General features: G+C 68.9%; 19 protein-coding genes and 1 riboswitch. Of the genes, 9 read left to right on the top strand and 10 right to left on the bottom strand.

Annotation, left to right across the window (positions count from 1 at the left end):
• Positions 1 to 94 precede the first annotated feature (94 nt).
• Complete coding sequence (locus AB0I18_RS30515) at positions 95 to 1,042, bottom strand: glucosyl-3-phosphoglycerate synthase (RefSeq protein WP_363108840.1); 948 nt, start codon at positions 1,040 to 1,042, stop codon at positions 95 to 97.
• Positions 1,043 to 1,230: 188 nt separating this feature from the next.
• A riboswitch (SAM riboswitch) is annotated at positions 1,231 to 1,388 on the top strand.
• Positions 1,389 to 1,405: 17 nt separating this feature from the next.
• Between AB0I18_RS30515 and thrC the strand changes: the two genes are divergently transcribed.
• From thrC to AB0I18_RS30485, 6 genes are all read left to right on the top strand, one after another.
• Positions 1,406 to 2,740 carry a threonine synthase gene (gene thrC / locus AB0I18_RS30510; RefSeq protein WP_363108839.1) on the top strand — a complete coding sequence of 445 codons (1,335 nt, stop codon included), beginning with the start codon at positions 1,406 to 1,408 and terminating at the stop codon, positions 2,738 to 2,740.
• 102 nt (positions 2,741 to 2,842) lie between these two features.
• A complete protein-coding gene (locus AB0I18_RS30505) occupies positions 2,843 to 3,118 on the top strand; it encodes a MoaD/ThiS family protein (protein WP_362448042.1) in 276 nt (91 codons plus the stop codon).
• A 456-nt stretch (positions 3,119 to 3,574) separates the two neighbouring features.
• Positions 3,575 to 3,781 (top strand): cold-shock protein, encoded by a 207-nt coding sequence (locus AB0I18_RS30500; RefSeq protein ID WP_007493268.1) that lies wholly within the window; start codon positions 3,575 to 3,577, stop codon positions 3,779 to 3,781.
• Positions 3,782 to 4,095: 314 nt separating this feature from the next.
• Positions 4,096 to 5,724: a chaperonin GroEL gene (gene groL / locus AB0I18_RS30495; protein WP_363108838.1), complete on the top strand. Its 1,629-nt coding sequence runs from the start codon at positions 4,096 to 4,098 to the stop codon at positions 5,722 to 5,724.
• A 258-nt stretch (positions 5,725 to 5,982) separates the two neighbouring features.
• Complete coding sequence (locus tag AB0I18_RS30490; protein WP_363108837.1) at positions 5,983 to 7,107, top strand: NADH:flavin oxidoreductase; 1,125 nt, start codon at positions 5,983 to 5,985, stop codon at positions 7,105 to 7,107.
• Positions 7,108 to 7,420: 313 nt separating this feature from the next.
• Complete coding sequence (locus tag AB0I18_RS30485; protein WP_363108836.1) at positions 7,421 to 8,053, top strand: hypothetical protein; 633 nt, start codon at positions 7,421 to 7,423, stop codon at positions 8,051 to 8,053.
• A gap of 107 nt (positions 8,054 to 8,160) precedes the next feature.
• On the opposite strand, the gene AB0I18_RS30480 is transcribed toward AB0I18_RS30485, so the two are convergent.
• The 3 genes from AB0I18_RS30480 to AB0I18_RS30470 all read right to left on the bottom strand — a co-directional run bounded on the left by AB0I18_RS30480 (position 8,161) and on the right by AB0I18_RS30470 (position 9,850).
• Positions 8,161 to 8,418 (bottom strand): Uma2 family endonuclease, encoded by a 258-nt coding sequence (locus tag AB0I18_RS30480; RefSeq protein ID WP_363108835.1) that lies wholly within the window; start codon positions 8,416 to 8,418, stop codon positions 8,161 to 8,163.
• Between the two features lie 417 nt (positions 8,419 to 8,835).
• Complete coding sequence (locus tag AB0I18_RS30475) at positions 8,836 to 9,027, bottom strand: DUF397 domain-containing protein (protein WP_363108834.1); 192 nt, start codon at positions 9,025 to 9,027, stop codon at positions 8,836 to 8,838.
• Positions 9,008 to 9,850 carry a helix-turn-helix transcriptional regulator gene (locus AB0I18_RS30470; RefSeq protein ID WP_363108833.1) on the bottom strand — a complete coding sequence of 281 codons (843 nt, stop codon included), beginning with the start codon at positions 9,848 to 9,850 and terminating at the stop codon, positions 9,008 to 9,010. Before AB0I18_RS30470 ends, AB0I18_RS30475 begins: the two co-directional genes overlap by 20 nt.
• 115 nt (positions 9,851 to 9,965) lie before the next feature.
• On the opposite strand from AB0I18_RS30470, the gene AB0I18_RS30465 reads away from it, so the two are divergent.
• Together AB0I18_RS30465 and AB0I18_RS30460 are read left to right on the top strand one after the other, a co-directional pair.
• Positions 9,966 to 10,190, top strand: coding sequence for a hypothetical protein (locus tag AB0I18_RS30465; RefSeq protein WP_363108832.1), 225 nt, complete (start codon positions 9,966 to 9,968; stop codon positions 10,188 to 10,190).
• Entirely contained in the window at positions 10,187 to 10,387 is a 201-nt protein-coding gene (locus AB0I18_RS30460; RefSeq protein ID WP_363108845.1) for a hypothetical protein, read from the top strand. Before AB0I18_RS30465 ends, AB0I18_RS30460 begins: the two co-directional genes overlap by 4 nt.
• A gap of 14 nt (positions 10,388 to 10,401) precedes the next feature.
• Here the strand turns inward: AB0I18_RS30460 and AB0I18_RS30455 are convergent, their stop codons facing one another.
• Together AB0I18_RS30455 and AB0I18_RS30450 are read right to left on the bottom strand one after the other, a co-directional pair.
• Positions 10,402 to 10,800: a DNA-binding protein gene (locus AB0I18_RS30455; RefSeq protein ID WP_363108831.1), complete on the bottom strand. Its 399-nt coding sequence runs from the start codon at positions 10,798 to 10,800 to the stop codon at positions 10,402 to 10,404.
• A complete protein-coding gene (locus tag AB0I18_RS30450; RefSeq protein WP_363108830.1) occupies positions 10,797 to 11,075 on the bottom strand; it encodes a hypothetical protein in 279 nt (92 codons plus the stop codon). The genes AB0I18_RS30455 and AB0I18_RS30450 overlap by 4 nt, the downstream gene beginning before the upstream one ends.
• A gap of 129 nt (positions 11,076 to 11,204) precedes the next feature.
• Between AB0I18_RS30450 and AB0I18_RS30445 the strand changes: the two genes are divergently transcribed.
• Entirely contained in the window at positions 11,205 to 11,711 is a 507-nt protein-coding gene (locus tag AB0I18_RS30445) for an HAD domain-containing protein (protein WP_363108829.1), read from the top strand.
• A gap of 41 nt (positions 11,712 to 11,752) precedes the next feature.
• Here AB0I18_RS30445 and AB0I18_RS30440 read toward each other — a convergent pair whose 3' ends face one another.
• From AB0I18_RS30440 to AB0I18_RS30425, 4 genes are all read right to left on the bottom strand, one after another.
• A complete protein-coding gene (locus AB0I18_RS30440) occupies positions 11,753 to 12,646 on the bottom strand; it encodes an alpha/beta hydrolase (protein WP_363108828.1) in 894 nt (297 codons plus the stop codon).
• Between the two features lie 120 nt (positions 12,647 to 12,766).
• Complete coding sequence (locus AB0I18_RS30435; protein ID WP_363108827.1) at positions 12,767 to 13,354, bottom strand: hypothetical protein; 588 nt, start codon at positions 13,352 to 13,354, stop codon at positions 12,767 to 12,769.
• A gap of 103 nt (positions 13,355 to 13,457) precedes the next feature.
• Positions 13,458 to 14,432, bottom strand: coding sequence for an N-acetylmuramic acid 6-phosphate etherase (murQ, locus tag AB0I18_RS30430; protein ID WP_363108826.1), 975 nt, complete (start codon positions 14,430 to 14,432; stop codon positions 13,458 to 13,460).
• A 134-nt stretch (positions 14,433 to 14,566) separates the two neighbouring features.
• Positions 14,567 to 15,484 (bottom strand): MurR/RpiR family transcriptional regulator, encoded by a 918-nt coding sequence (locus AB0I18_RS30425; RefSeq protein ID WP_363108825.1) that lies wholly within the window; start codon positions 15,482 to 15,484, stop codon positions 14,567 to 14,569.
• Between the last annotated feature and the right edge of the window lie 141 nt (positions 15,485 to 15,625).

Here is a 15,625-nt window from a genome sequence, read left to right as displayed (position 1 = left end):
CGGCGGAAGGCGCCGCCGAAGACCAGGTGCCAGAGCGCGCGGTGCGAGAACCAGGTCGTCTCCACCATGAAGACAGCCCGCCCCAGGGCCCGCCCTACGCCGCCTTTCGTTCCACGTACTCCGCGATCTCCGCCATCGGGGGGCGTTCCTCCATGTCCACCGAGTGGGTGCGCGGCTCGAAGCCGTCCTCGCCCCGTACGAACTGGGTGATCTCCGGGCGGACGAGGTGGCCGCGGGCCAGTCGCAGCTGGGCCGTGCGGTAGATCGTGGCGGCCATCCGGCCCAGCGCCTGCCCGTCCTGGTGGCGGTGCTTGCGGACGCCGACGTCGACCTGGGCGAGCGAGTCCAGGCCCACGAGGTGCAGGGCGTCGATGAGCATGCCCAGCTCCACGCCGTATCCGACGGGGAAGGGCAGCTGTTCCAGGAGGGAGCGGCGGGCCGCGTACTCCCCGCCCAGCGGCTGGACGAAGCCGGCCAGCTGCGGCCAGTGCATGTTCAGCAGCGGGCGGGCCATGAGTTCCGTGACCCGGCCGCCCTGACCTGCGGCGGAGCCGAGCGGGCGGTCGTACATCGCCTTGACGAGGTCCACCCCCGGATCGGTCAGCAGCGGGCCGACGATCCCGGAGACGAAGTCCGCCGAGAACTCCTTCAGGTCCGCGTCGATGAAGCAGACGATGTCCCCGCTGGTGACCAGGAGCGAGCGCCACAGCACCTCGCCCTTGCCGGGGACGGCCGGGATGCGCGGGAGTATCTCGTCCCGGTGCACGACGCGGGCGCCCGCTTCGGCGGCGACCTCGGAGGTGCGGTCCGTCGAACCCGAGTCGATCACGACGATCTCGTCGACGAGCGGCACCTTCCTGGTCATCAGCTCGCGGCGGATCACGGCGACGATCTCGCCGACGGTCTCCTCCTCGTTGAGCGCGGGCAGCACCACGCTCACCGTGGAGTTGGCGGAGCGCTTCGCGGCGATGAGCTTCTTGAGCGGGCGGTCGTCAACGGCCCAGGAGCGCGTGTTCAGCCAGCGCTCGACGTCTTCCAGCACGTGCGGCTCTCCCTTGCGTTCATTGGGATGCGTGTGCCCGCCGCGGGCGGCGACCGGTGTGGGCCGCCATCTCGCGGTTCGGACGGCTCTCTCCACGATCCAGGCCTTCGGTTACAGTCTTGAGCAACGCTGATGACCATCGCATGTCGGGGGTCGTCAACGTGTTTCACCGATCAACAATCGAATACCGCTCATCCAGAGGGGCAGAGGGATACGGCCCGTTGAAGCCCCGGCAACCCTCCAGCCGGTCTCGTCCTGATCATTGTCGATCAGCCACGCGAGGCTCCCGGCTCGGGAAGGTGCCAAATCCGTCTCACGGCGAAGTGCGTCGTGAGGAAGATGAGGAGAAAGGGCCTCGCCTCCATGGCTGCGCAGACAGTTGCAAGCACCACGAACTCCACGGATGCCACGACCTCCGCGGACACCACGAACTCCAAGGCCGCTGTAGATCTCGGCCCCGCCGCCGCGCTTTCCTGCCGCGAGTGCGGCCACCGCGTCCCGCTCGGCCCGGTCTTCGCCTGCGAGGAGTGTTTCGGCCCGCTGGAGATCGCGTACGACTTCTCGGCGTACGACACCGAGGAACTCCGCAAGCGCATCGAAGCGGGCCCCGCGAACATCTGGCGGTACGCGCCGCTCCTGCCCGTCCCCGCCGACGTGGCCCAGAAGCCGAACATCAACCCGGGCTGGACCAAGCTCGTCCAGGCCGACAACCTGGCCCGCGAGCTGGGCGTCGACCCCGGCAAGCTCTTCGTGAAGGACGACTCGGGCAACCCGACGCACTCCTTCAAGGACCGCGTCGTCGCCCAGGCCATCGAGGCCGCCCGCGCCTTCGGCTTCACCACCCTCTCCTGCTCCTCCACCGGCAACCTGGCCGGCGCGGTGGGCGCCGCCGCCGCCCGGGCCGGCTTCCGTTCCTGCGTGTTCATCCCGCACGACCTGGAGCAGGGCAAGGTCGTCATGGCCGCGGTCTACGGCGGCGAGCTCGTCGGCATCGAGGGCAACTACGACGACGTGAACCGTTTCTGCTCCGAGCTGATCGGCGACCCGGCCGGCGAGGGCTGGGGCTTCGTCAACGTCAACCTGCGGCCCTACTACGCGGAGGGCTCCAAGACCCTGGCGTACGAGATCTGCGAGCAGCTCGGCTGGCAGCTCCCGGACCAGCTGGTCGTGCCCATCGCCTCCGGCTCCCAGCTCACGAAGATCGACAAGGGTCTGAAGGAGCTGATCGAGCTCGGGCTCGTCGAGGACAAGCCGTACAAGATCTTCGGCGCCCAGGCCGAGGGCTGCTCGCCGGTGTCCGTGGCCTACAAGGCCGGACACGACGTCGTACGGCCGCAGAAGCCGAACACGATCGCCAAGTCGCTCGCCATCGGAAACCCCGCGGACGGGCCGTACGTGCTTGACATCGCGCGGCGTACCGGGGGTGCCGTGGAGGACGTGAACGACGAGCAGGTCGTGGACGCGATCAAGTTGCTGGCGCGGACCGAGGGAATCTTTGCGGAGACCGCCGGTGGTGTGACGGTGGGGGTTGCGAAGAAGCTGATCGAGAACGGGCTGCTGGATCCGACGCTCACGACTGTCGTCCTGAACACGGGTGACGGTCTCAAGACCCTGGACGCGGTTGCCTCCGACACGGGGCTCACTGCGACCATCCGTCCCAGTCTTGACTCGTTCCGTGAGGCTGGGCTCGCTTCCTAGACGCCGTATTCATGCTGCGGGCCGGTGGGGGCTGGTCGCGCAGTTCCCCGCGCCCCTGAGGGGCGCGGGCCGCCAGCCATACCCGACCGGAGGTCACTCCCCATGAGCGTCAACGTTCGTATCCCCACCATCCTGCGCACCTACACGGGCGGTAAGGCCGAGGTGGCCGCCGAGGGTGGGACTCTCGGTGAGGTCATCGCCGACCTTGAGAAGAACCACACCGGTATCGCCGCCCGCGTCCTGGACGACCAGGGCAAGCTGCGTCGCTTCGTCAATGTGTACGTGAATGACGACGACGTCCGCTTCGAGCAGGGGCTGGAGACGGCGACGCCTGACGGGGCCGGAGTCTCGATCATTCCGGCCGTCGCCGGAGGCTGACCATTGAGCGCAGTGCCGGAGGCTGATCATTACCGTCGGTAACTGTAGTTACTGAGCGTTCATCGAATTGCCCTCTCCGTGAGAGAAACGGAGGGGGCAATTCTGTATGGTTGAGCGCGGTACAGTTGGGGAACCTGCTTCGCTTCGCATGCCGGGCGCATATGAGTTCACGCCTGGAGCCCGACAAGAAGCAGCCAAAGTGAGCGGCCTTTTTGAGCCGCTTATGGCATTTATGGGGCCCGACTTGCCCTGGATCTTCGTGGAATCTCCACATATTCCTGATCGGCAGTGCTCAGAATTCTCGTCCGATTGACCTGTTGCAGACGGCAGTTGGACGGATACATTCAGCCGCGGTCGACGCGTTCCGGCGCACACCCCCAACCGTTGGGGGGTGAGGTCTGACCCGGATCCGCGAAGTGCGGGTCTGTGCAAGGGCCAGTAATAGGGGAGTTAGGCATGGCTCAGGGCACCGTCAAATGGTTCAACGCGGAGAAGGGGTACGGCTTCATCGCGGTCGACGGTGGTGCGGATGTATTCGTCCACTACAGCGCGATTCAGATGGACGGCTACCGCACCCTGGAAGAGGGTCAGCGAGTCGATTTTGAGATCTCGCAAGGCCAGAAGGGGCCGCAGGCGGACATGGTCCGACTGGCGACCGGCTGAAGCACGCGCCGACTTACTGCAGCGACGTTCTTCTTTCGAAGGGCTCGCACCCTCGGGTGCGAGCCCTTCGGCATGCCTGCGCGCCCCGTACGCCCCTGCTCCCACCTGCGGATCATCGTGAGCCGCTTGCACTCGCATGGGTCGAGTGCTAATCATTGGCGTTAGCACTCTGATGGTGAGAGTGATAACGAAGGACCGGGTGGGTGAGGCCCGCAGGCCGGGTGGGGCAGGGAACCACGAGGCAGGCAGGCCGTCCGTCGCGGGCGCCAGCGCGGTCCGGAGCAATCCACCCCAGTCCGGGAGGACCACTTCACATGGCCAAGATCATCGCGTTCGACGAGGAGGCACGGCGCGGTCTCGAGCGCGGGATGAACCAGCTCGCCGACGCCGTCAAGGTCACCCTTGGCCCCAAGGGCCGCAACGTCGTCCTCGAGAAGAAGTGGGGCGCCCCCACGATCACCAACGATGGTGTTTCCATCGCCAAGGAGATCGAGCTCGAGGACCCTTACGAGAAGATCGGCGCCGAGCTGGTCAAGGAAGTCGCCAAGAAGACGGATGACGTCGCCGGCGACGGAACGACCACGGCGACCGTGCTCGCCCAGGCGCTCGTGCGCGAAGGTCTGCGCAACGTAGCCGCCGGCGCCAACCCGATGGCTCTCAAGCGCGGTATCGAGAAGGCCGTCGAGGCCGTCTCCGGTGCCCTGCTGGAGCAGGCGAAGGATGTCGAGACCAAGGAGCAGATCGCTTCGACGGCCTCCATCTCCGCCGCCGACACCCAGATCGGCGAGCTCATCGCCGAGGCCATGGACAAGGTCGGCAAGGAAGGCGTCATCACCGTCGAGGAGTCCCAGACCTTTGGTCTGGAGCTTGAGCTCACCGAGGGTATGCGCTTCGACAAGGGTTACATCTCGGCGTACTTCGCCACCGACATGGAGCGGATGGAGGCGTCGCTCGACGACCCCTACATCCTCATCGCCAACTCCAAGATCGGTAACGTCAAGGACCTGCTCCCGCTCCTGGAGAAGGTCATGCAGTCGGGCAAGCCGCTGCTGATCATCGCCGAGGACGTCGAGGGCGAGGCCCTGTCGACCCTGGTCGTCAACAAGATCCGTGGCACCTTCAAGTCCGTCGCCGTCAAGGCTCCGGGCTTCGGTGACCGCCGCAAGGCCATGCTGGCCGACATCGCGATCCTCACGGGTGGTGAGGTCATCTCCGAGGAGGTCGGCCTCAAGCTCGAGAACGCGACCGTCGACCTGCTCGGCCGTGCCCGCAAGGTCGTCATCACCAAGGACGAGACCACGATCGTGGACGGCGCCGGTTCGGCCGACCAGGTCGCGGGCCGGGTCAACCAGATCCGTGCCGAGATCGAGAACTCGGACTCGGACTACGACCGCGAGAAGCTCCAGGAGCGCCTGGCGAAGCTGGCCGGCGGCGTGGCCGTCATCAAGGCCGGTGCCGCCACCGAGGTCGAGCTCAAGGAGCGCAAGCACCGCATCGAGGACGCCGTTCGCAACGCGAAGGCGGCCGTCGAGGAGGGCATCGTCGCCGGTGGCGGCGTCGCCCTGCTCCAGGCCACCACGGTCTTCGAGAAGCTGGACCTCGAAGGTGACGAGGCGACCGGCGCCAACGCCGTGAAGCTCGCCCTGGAGGCCCCGCTCAAGCAGATCGCCGTCAACGGTGGTCTCGAAGGCGGCGTCATCGTCGAGAAGGTGCGCAACCTGCCCATCGGCCACGGCCTGAACGCCGCGACCGGTGAGTACGTCGACATGATCGCCGAGGGCATCATCGACCCGGCGAAGGTCACGCGCTCCGCCCTGCAGAACGCCGCGTCCATCGCCGCGCTGTTCCTCACCACCGAGGCCGTCATCGCCGACAAGCCCGAGAAGGCCGGGGCCGGCGCCGGCGCCGGTGGCGGCATGCCCGGCGGCGACATGGACTTCTGAGCCCAGGCGAAAGCCCAGGCTCGGTAGTTCACCGCAGGACGCAGTACGAAGTACGCAGCACGCAGACGAGGGCGGCACCCCATCCAGGGGTGCCGCCCTCGGGCGTGTCCGGGGTCACAGAAGTGTGCGGCGGCGGGGAGGAATGCGCGCCACGGGCGGGGAGGTTGACCCGTAGGCACGGGTTGATGCATGCGCACATACCGACCGGAATCTCCCGTGCGCTCGCCGCCCGACCGACCTCTTCGAGGAGCCCCCTTCGTGACTGCCACCGCCTCCGCCTCCCGTGCGGCCCAGATTCTGGCCCGGCCCGTTTCCCTGAACGGGCTGACCGTCCCGAACCGGATCGTGATGGCGCCGATGACCCGGCAGTTCTCGCCGGGCGGTGTGCCGGGGGAGGACGTGGCGTCGTACTACGCGCGCCGCGCCGCCGGGGGCGTCGGCCTCATCATCACCGAGGGCACGTACGTCGGCCACGAGTCGGCCGGGCAGAGCGACAGCGTCCCGCGCTTCCACGGGGCGGAGGAGCTGGCGGGCTGGGCGAAGGTCGCGGACGCGGTCCACGCGGCGGGCGGGAAGATCATGCCGCAGCTGTGGCACATCGGCATGGTGCGGTCCGCCGGTGAGCCGCCGTTCGCGGACGCGCCCGCGGTCGGCCCGTCAGGACTGCGCCTCGACGGCACGGCGGGCACGGGCAAGGCCATGACCCAGGCGGACCTGGACGACGTGATCGCCGCCTTCGCGGAGGCCGCGGCCGCCGCCGAGCGGATCGGCTTCGACGGGGTCGAGCTGCACGGTGCGCACGGCTACCTGATCGACCAGTTCCTGTGGTCGGGCACGAACCGCCGTACCGACGCGTACGGCGGCGACCCGGTGGCCCGTACGAAGTTCGCGGCGGAGATCGTGGCGGCGGTACGGGCGTCGGTGTCGCCGACCTTCCCGGTCCTCTTCCGGTACTCGCAGTGGAAGCAGGAGGCGTACAAGGCGCGGCTGGCCGAGAGCCCGGAGGAACTGGAGGCCCTGCTGACCCCGCTCGCCGCGGCCGGCGTGGACGTCTTCCACGCGTCCACGCGCCGCTACTGGCTCCCCGAGTTCGACGGCTCGGACCTGAACCTGGCCGGCTGGACGAAGAAGCTCACCGGCAAGTCCGCCATCACCGTCGGCTCGGTCGGCCTGAACGGCGACTTCCTCAAGGCCTTCCAGGGCGAGGGCTCCGAGACCAGGAGCCTCGACGACCTGCTGGACCGGCTGGAGGGCGACGAGTTCGACCTGGTCGCCGTCGGCCGCGCGCTGCTCCAGGACCCGCAGTGGGCGGCGAAGGTGCTGGACGGGCGGTTCGGGGAGCTGGGGGCGTACGAGCCGACGGCGCTGGGGTCGCTCAGTTGATGTGACGGCTGCTGAGGGCCGCTGACGGCCGTTGATGGCCGCTGACCGTCGCTGTACGCCGAGGGCGGCACCCCGTTTCGGCAGGGGTGCCGCCCTCGGCGTACGCGGGTAGGCGGGTACGTGGGCCGGAAGGCGGTCCGGGCGCCGCTGTTGCCGGACGGAGACATTCGGGACGTATCCGTGGCGTGGCGGAGTACAACGGGCGGGGGCGGCCGGGGGTCTTATCTGGTGTGAGGTGCCCGTGATGCGCAGTGACGGGCCGACCGCCTCACCTGATCGACATCACGATGTGAACGACCGACATGGGGGAAACATGAACGTCCGTACTCGCGGTAACCGACTCGCCCTGGCCACCGTGACCGCCCTGACCGCCCTGGCCGGTATCGCCGTGGCCGCCGTCCCGGCTGCCGCTGCCACCACCGCCGCCGACTCCGACACCCCCCGGTTCCTGGAGCCGGGCGAGCTGCCGCCGCACCCGAGCTCTCCCTGGTACGCCGGGCCGGTCACCGCCGGGCAGCCCGAGGCGCTGCCGATCTGTGTGGGCGACGCGCTGCCGTCCATCGCCTCTCACCGCAGCTTCGGGACCGAGTACGACACCAACGCCGTGCAGGTCACGGTGGTGGAGCGGGACGAGCAGCGGGCCAAGGACTTCGCGGCCTTCCTGCGCAAGAACCTCGACGACTGCGCCAAGAAGCTGATGGCGCAGGACCCCGACATCACCGCGACGCAGAAGTACTACGGCAAGCTCAACGTCGAGGAGGGCGCCCACGTCTACGGCGTCCACACCGCTTCCTCCTGGGGCTCCTCCGACATCGGTCTGCTCTCGGTCGGACGGGACGGCCGGACCGTGACGGTCGTCGACTGGGGCCAGATGGGCAACTTCCAGCACGCTCAGGTCGCCGACTTCAAGAACACCACCGTCACCGCGGTCAACAAGCTGTACTGACCGACGCGGCGGGTCTGAAGGGTGTGTTCCACGGGCCGAGGCCCGGGGGCGCACCCTTCGGCCTTGTGGTGGGCTGTCAGGTCCGGTCGGTCCGGTCAGGTCGGTCGTCAGTCCGCGTAGTCCTTGAGCTTCTCGGTTTCCAGGGTGATGTTCACGGGGGCGGGGAGCTCGACCGAGGCTCCCCACGGGTAGGACGGGGACTGCTGGTAGCGGCCTTCCTTCGGCTCGCTGAACACGGTGACGGTGTTGTTGTCGCGGTCGATGAGGAGGTAGACGGGGATGTCGGCCTCCGCGTAGCCGACGGGCTTGTCGATGCGGTCTCGGCGGTTGGTGTCCCGGTCGTGAGAGGTGATCTCGACGGCCATGAGGGCACCGTCGGACTCGGACCACTCACCGTGACCCCTGAAGTGGTCCACCGGCGCCCGGAAACCGTCTGTGCGAGCGCGGCCCTTGCGGTATGCCTCGGCCTTGGGCGCCGCGTTTTCCGTAACCCGGGTTGGCCATGGGGTGCGGGGTCGCGTGCGCGGGCAGAAAGGCAGGACTAAGGTTGGCGTCAGCCACAGGTCGACCTCTGATCGATCTTGTTGGTCAGACCCCCGCAGGTGTTCCAGCACCTGGCGGGGGTTGTTTGCTATTTGGGCACGCTAAGCCCATGTGACTGTGCGTGGCAAGTCGAACGCGGCAAGTCAACTCGCAGGGAGGGTGGGTGGGTTGTGGCCCACCACCCAATCCTCAGAAGCAGGGCTCGGAGCTCGGTGCTTGAGCTTCGGGGCGGCGGCCCGCTAGTCCTGCTTGAGGTTTTCGACGAACGCCGACCATGCCTCGGCCCGGAACTTGAGCTTCGGGCCGAGGGGGTTCTTGGAGTCGCGGACGGGGGTGTGGGTGGGGTTGCCGGGGGCCACTTCGAGGCAGTCGGCGCCGTCGCCCCCGCTGTAGCTGGACTTGTGCCAGGTTTCAGGGCTGTGCTGCTTCATGGGTGTAATCCTGCGCTAGTGACTCGATGAGGGCCAGGGAATCCTGGAAGGAGAGTGCGCTGGCCCTGACCAGGTCGAACGTCAACTCGTGGCGTGTGATGGCCGCCGGTTCGTCCACCAGCTGCCCCATGCCGATTCCCTCCGTGTAGGCGAGTGGAGGGGCGTCGGGAAAGTACATGAGCTTGATGCCGCTCGCCAGGGATCCCACGGCGCCTGCGCCGAACGGGAGCACCTGCATGATGATCCGGCGACGCCGTGCCAGGTCTGCGATGTGGTGGAGGGATGCCGCCATGACCGTCGCGCCGCCGACCGTGCGCCGGAGGCCGGCCTCGTCGAGGACCATCCACAACAACGGGGTTGTTGGATCGGCCAGCAGGCGTAGGCGCTCTACTCGGGTCGCCACCAACTGCTCGATCTCGGTCTCCGAAGCCGTCGGCCAGTAGGTCTGGAACAGCGCCTCTGCGTAGCCGGGAGTTTGCAGCAGGCCGGGGATCAGCGTCGGTGTGAACTGCCTGATCGACGTGGCGAGTGCCTCCGCTTCCACCGCCTCGGTGAAGTGGTTCGGGTACTTGGACTTGGCGGAAGCCTCGCAGTTGCGCGTGAAGAAGCCGTTCGTACCCAGGATCTGGTCGATTTTGACGGCGTACTCGTGATGCATGCGCCGAGTCCCGGACTCCAGCTGGCCAATGAACGAGCCGCTGACGAAGAGAGGCTCGCCCAACTTCGCCTGGCTGAGCCCCTTCTTCTCGCGCGCGTGCCTCAGTTCCGAGCCCAGCAGAGCGCGAGGTGACGAGGACGGGTCAAGGTCCTTCGGTCCTGCCATGCGCAACTCCCTGTCACACAGGTGCTGTTGTTGGGGCGCCGACTCTGGCCAGGTTAGAGGCGTTATGGCCACGCTGTGTGCTGAACGGGAACACTCAGAGTGGAGGCAGGGCGCGATGGAGCTGACGTCGAGTAGCGAGCGGGTGCGGTCGACGGAAGAGGTGGTGGCGTGCTTGCGGGCGGCCCTGGACGGGGCGGGACTCGTCCTGCCGTCGCTCGGGGTCGATCCGGTGACGGCGGCGACCGGCGAGCCGTTCGCGTTGGTCGCGCTGGGCCGGTGCAACGTGCGTACGGCGGCGCGGCTGGCCGCCATCCTGCGCGGGGCGGGGGAGGAGGCGTGAGCGGGGAGTACGCGGTCGACGTACGGGACGGGCGGGTCGGGCAGATCATGGGGCGCGAGGGAGGCTACGTACAGCTGCGGCCCGTGGGCGGTGGGCGGGAGTGGGACTGTCCGCCGGAGGCGGTGGGGGCCGCGCCGCCGGGGGAGGTGCTGCGGGAGCGGGTGCGGCGGATCAACCGGGAGGGGCGGCTGCCGTGACCGGCGTTCGAGGGTCAGATTTTGACGACGCGGATGCGGGGTCCGGGGCCGCACAGCATGAGGAGATCTTCCGGGTCCGAGGTAAGGACGGTCACCGGGGCCAGGGAAGAGAGTGCGGTGGCGGCCACGATCGCGTCGAGGGCGTACTTGTGGCCGTGCAGTCCCGCTGCGGCGAGGAGCTTGCTCGCGTGACGGGCGATGGTTTCGGCGGGCGGGATGATGTTCACCCGGGAGACGGCGTGGTCGAAGCGGGGCTGGTCGGTCCTCGGGTCGCGGGCTTCGACGAGGGTGACGGAGCTGGTGACGACACGGATGTCCTCGGCCTCGGCTGCCGCCAGCCATTCGGTGAGTTCGGGTGTGCGCCGGACGAGTTTGGACAGCCCCTCGCAGTCCAGAACGAGCGTGCCGCTCACGCGACGTTCGCGGAATCGGCCGCGTCGCCGCGCAGCAGCGCTCGCTTTGCCGCGACCGCTGTCTGGTCGACCGGGCCGTGTTCGGCTTCGGCGTCCTCGATGAGTTCGCGCAGCCGGTCACGTTCCAGTTGGCGCTGGATGAGGGCTTCGACATAGGCGGACATGCCGCGCTTGCCGGTACGTGCCCTCAGGGCCGCGATGGTGCCTTCGTGGAGCGAGACGGAGACCGGGCGGACGGGCCCTTCGCCGGGGCCGGGGTCGGAAGTGGTGGCCATGACGCCATTTTAACAAGACTCTTGTTATTTGGTTGTGGTGATTCCGGATCTCTGCGGCTCGGTGCCCTCTCGCATCGGCGGCCGACCACTCCAGCCCTCGCCCGGGCGGAGCGCCGCTAGCGTGTGGCCATGACCGATCACGTGGAGTCGCCGCTGCTCTTCCTGGATGTAGACGGAACGCTGCTGCCCTATGGCGGAGGGCGGCTTCCGTCGGCCCCTGGGGAGTGGGACAGCTGGCAGGACATGTCGAATCCTCAGCTCGCGAAGATCGACCCGGCACACGGTCCGCGTCTGCTCGCGCTGCCCTGCGTGCTGATCTGGGCCACCGCGTGGATGGACGACGCCAACGAGGTGATAGCGCCGCTGCTCGGGCTGCCCGAGCTACCGGTGGCGGACCTGCCGGACGCGCCGGAGGAGGACGAGGCGGGCGTGCTGCACTGGAAGACCCGGGCGCTGGTCCGGGCTGCGGCCGGACGCCCGTTCATCTGGGTCGATGACGAGATCACCGATCTCGATCGCGTCTGGGTGTCGAGGCACCATCGAGGGCAGGCGCTCCTCCACCGGGTGGATTCCGTGATCGGTCTCGCCGATACGGACTTTGCCGTGCTCGATGACTGGCTGTCCGCTCGCCGTTGACGTGACGATGGACCAGCTCACCACCTCACCACCTCACCACCTCACCGGGACGTCGTGGCTCGCGTGGTGTGGGAGAGCACCGCTTTGGCGAGGTCGGGGAGAAGCGGGCCCGGCAGTGCGTGGCCCATGCCCGGGATCTCGGTGAGGTGGGCGGTCCGGATCGCCTGGGTGAGGTGCTGTGCGTGCGGCGGCGGGAACACGGGCTCGGCCGGGGCGAGGATGACGTGCGCGGGTACCTCGGTCGTGGCGAGTGCCTCGGTGCGGAGCAGGTCCGACTGGTCTGCGAGGGCGTGTGCGGGTGACGTGGCGTAGCCGCCGGAGTGCTCGATGATGCGCCGTTCGAGGTCGCGGAAGTATGCGGCGTCGAAGGGGAGTTGGTCGCCGGCGAGTGCCCGCCAGTGCGCCACGCGCCGGTCCAGCTCGGCCTCCAGGCCGTGGTCCTCGACGGGCTGCGACCACAGCTCCAGTATCTCGGGTGAGATGCCGGGGAGTTCGTCCGCCGGGACGAGGGTTCCGTCGGGGCGGGTGTAGGGGGCGGTGCTGAGGGCCGCCGTTCCCATCAGTGTGGCGCTCAGCAGGCGGTCGGGGGCGTCGGCGATGAGTAACTGGGCCAGCATGCCGCCGAGTGACAGCCCCACGACATGGGCCCGCCGCACATCCAGGCCGTCGAGGACCGCGAGGGCGTCGGTGGCCAGGTCGGTGATGCGGTACGGCTCTTGCTCGTACGACCAGGTGGAACGGCCCGTGTCGCGGTGGTCGTACCGGATCACGCGGTGGTGGGCGGCGAGGGCGTCGACCAGCGGCTCGGGCCAGCCGAGGCCGGACGCGCCCGCGCCCATGATGAGGAGGAGGGGCGGTGCGTCGGCGCTGCCGCGCTGCTCGGTCCACAGGTGGGTGCCGGGTGCGACGGGGAGGAGTTGTTCGAGTGGCTTCATGTTGCGAAACGATACGTATCGTCTCGTCATTATGCAAGCCCTGAACCCGACCCGAACCCGATCGGGTCCCGGCCGAGATGACGGTTCGGTTCGTGTCGGGTCAGGCGGACCCGAACTCGCCTACAAGTTCCCCATCGGCTCGATGTCGATCTTCACCGGCGTGCCCCAGATCCGTAGCACCTCGTAGTCGGTGAACTCGTGGACCAGGCGGTAGGCCATGCTCGGGCGGGGGCCGCGGCGCTGGGCGGAGAGGTACAGCTCGGCTTCCTGCTTGTCTCGGCGGGGGGTGCCGCAGAGCTGCCAGGCCTGGCCGGTCCACAGCTCGGGGAGCCAGCGCTGCTGGGGCTGGGGGCGGTCGCCCCGTACGCCGTAACGGGACTTCGTACGCTCCACGATCTCGTCCGGAGCGGGTGAACGGCCTTGTGGGAACGAGTCGTTGACCTTGGAGCGGCGGGCGATGCGGCGGCGGGTCTCGCAGAGCAGGCACAGGTCGGGGGCATCCTCGTCGACCGGTCCCGTGGGGTGCTCGGGGCAGCGCGTGGTGGGCGCCGCCGTGCTGACGGTCTCCTCCAGCAGGTCCAGGGCCCGCTTCAGGTCGGCCTTGACCTCGTGCAGCTTCGTGTCGGCCGTGTCGGCGGACAACGCGTCCCCGTGCTCGCCGAGCACCCGCAGGGCGCGGCCCAGGGCGGTCAATTGCGCGTGGTTCACGGTGCTCGTACCCCTTTCCTGTTGGCCCACCCAGCCTCGCATGCCGCACTGACAGTCCACCGTCCCGTCCGGCTCCGACCCCGACCCCGACTCCGGCAGGAGGTCAGCTGAGTGCCGCCGCCAGCGCCGGGCGCAGGTGGCCCCCGTTCTCGGCCAGCAGGCGGGCCGCCGTCGGGCCGTCCACGTCGGCCAGGATCGTGAGGATCGCGTTCTTCACCTCGCCGTCGGTCGCGGCGAGTGCCGACTCGATCTCCTCGTCGGAGGCGCCGGTGGCGAGGGAGACGATGCGGCGGGAGCGGGCCCGCAGCTTGTCGTTCGAGGCGCGTACGTCGACCATCAGGTTCCCGTACGTCTTGCCCAGGCGGATCATCGTGATCGTCGAGAGCATGTTGAGGACGAGTTTCTGGGCCGTACCGGCCTTCAGGCGGGTCGAGCCGGTGAGGAGCTCCGGGCCCACGACCACCTCGATGCCGTGGTCGGCGGCTGCCGCGAGGGCGCTGTCCGCGTTGCAGGACAGGCCGATGGTGAGGGCGCCGGCCGCGCGGGCGTACTCCACCGCGCCGATCGCGTACGGGGTGCGGCCCGAGGCGGAGATGCCGACGACCACGTCGTCCGGAGTCAGGTCCAGGGCGGTCAGGTCCTCGGCGGCCAGTTCGCCGGAGTCCTCCGCGCCCTCGACCGACGTGGTCATGGCGGACGGTCCGCCCGCGATCAGGCCGACCACCTCGGACGGGTCCGTGTTGAAGGTGGGCGGACACTCCGACGCGTCCAGGACCCCGAGCCGGCCGGCGGTGCCCGCGCCCGCATAGACCAGGCGGCCGCCCCGGGCCATCCGTTCCGCGGTCGCGTCGATCGCGGCGGCGATCTGCGGGAGCCGTGCGGCGACGGCGGCCGGCACGGTCGCGTCCTCGCCGTTCATGATCTTCGCGATGTCGAGCGTGGGCAGCCGGTCGATCTCGGAGAACTCGGGCCGGAACGCCTCGGTGGTCAGGGTCTCCAACTCGGCCCGCAGATCACGATGGTTGGAGGAGGAGGGAGACGGGGCGGAGGCGTCGGTGGCATCGGCGCTGGAGGTCATGTACGGCGGCTCTTTCTGGTGCGTGGCTTTCTGGTACTGGATTCTCCGGTGCAGCTGGGCGCCCCTTCAGGGGCGCGGGGAACTGCGCGACCAGCCCCCCACTACCCGCACCTACCCACCGGCCTCAAACGGCACTACCGCGGAGCACTCCGGTGGCGGTGCGCCAGCGCCTCGTACGACGCCGACAGTGCGGGCGCCGCCGTCTCGTACGTCTTCTGCGCAACCCCGATGAACAGGCAGTCCACGACAAGGAGCTGGCTCGTACGCGAGGACATCGCGGCCGGCCGCAACTCGCTCTCCCGGGCCGTGGACGTGGTGAGGATGTGGTCGGCGTACTGCGTGACGGGTCCGTCCGGGCGCCCGGTGATCGCGATCGTCGTGGCCCCGTGCTCGAAGGCGACCCGCAACGGCTCGATGACGTCGCCGGTCGAACCGGAGTGCGTGATCGAGATCGCCACGTCCTTGGCCCGCAGCTGCACCGCGTTGGTCACCGCGAGGTGCGGGTCGTTGTGGGCATGGGCTATCAGGCCGATGCGCAGCAGCTTCTGGACGAGGTCCTGGGCGACGAGGCCGGACGCGCCGACGCCGTAGACGTCGATACGGCGGGCCGCGGCGAGCGCGCCGACGGCGGCGCCGAGCTGGACCGTGTCCAGTCCGGCCGCGGTGTCGGCGAGGGTCTGCTGCTCGTCGTACGCGAGCTTGGCGACCACGTCCGCGATCGGGTCGTCGACCGCGATGTCGGCGGTCACGGCGGGGGCCCGGCCCGACTGCTGCTGGGCGGCGAGGCCGGCCAGGGCGAGGCGCAGGTCGCGGTAGCCGGGGTAGCCGAGGAGGCGGGCGGTGCGGACGACGGTGGCTTCGCTGGTGCCGGTTAGCTCCGCGAGGCCGGTGACTGTGAGGGCTGCGCAGCCGGCTGGGTCGCCTGCCACTGTCTCGGCGACGCGTTGCATTGAGCGGGTCATTGATGGGGCGAGTGTGCGGACCTTTGCCGCGAGGGCGGCCGGGGCGGGTGGGGCCGGTCCGGCGAAAATTTCCTTCACTTTGTTGCTCACGTGTGAAAGATATTTTCGGGCGGGGGGTGGGTCAAGGGGGGCGCGGGGGTGGTTGGCGCTCCGCGCCGGGGGTGGTGGGTGGGTGCGGGCCGGTGGGGCTTTGTCGCGCAGTTCCTCGCGCCCCTTAATGGGCCGGTGGGT

It is taken from the genome of Streptomyces sp. NPDC050704 (genome assembly GCF_040654355.1).
Classification (GTDB): Bacteria; Actinomycetota; Actinomycetes; order Streptomycetales; family Streptomycetaceae; genus Streptomyces.
This window is presented reverse-complemented; position numbering and strand designations above follow the sequence as displayed.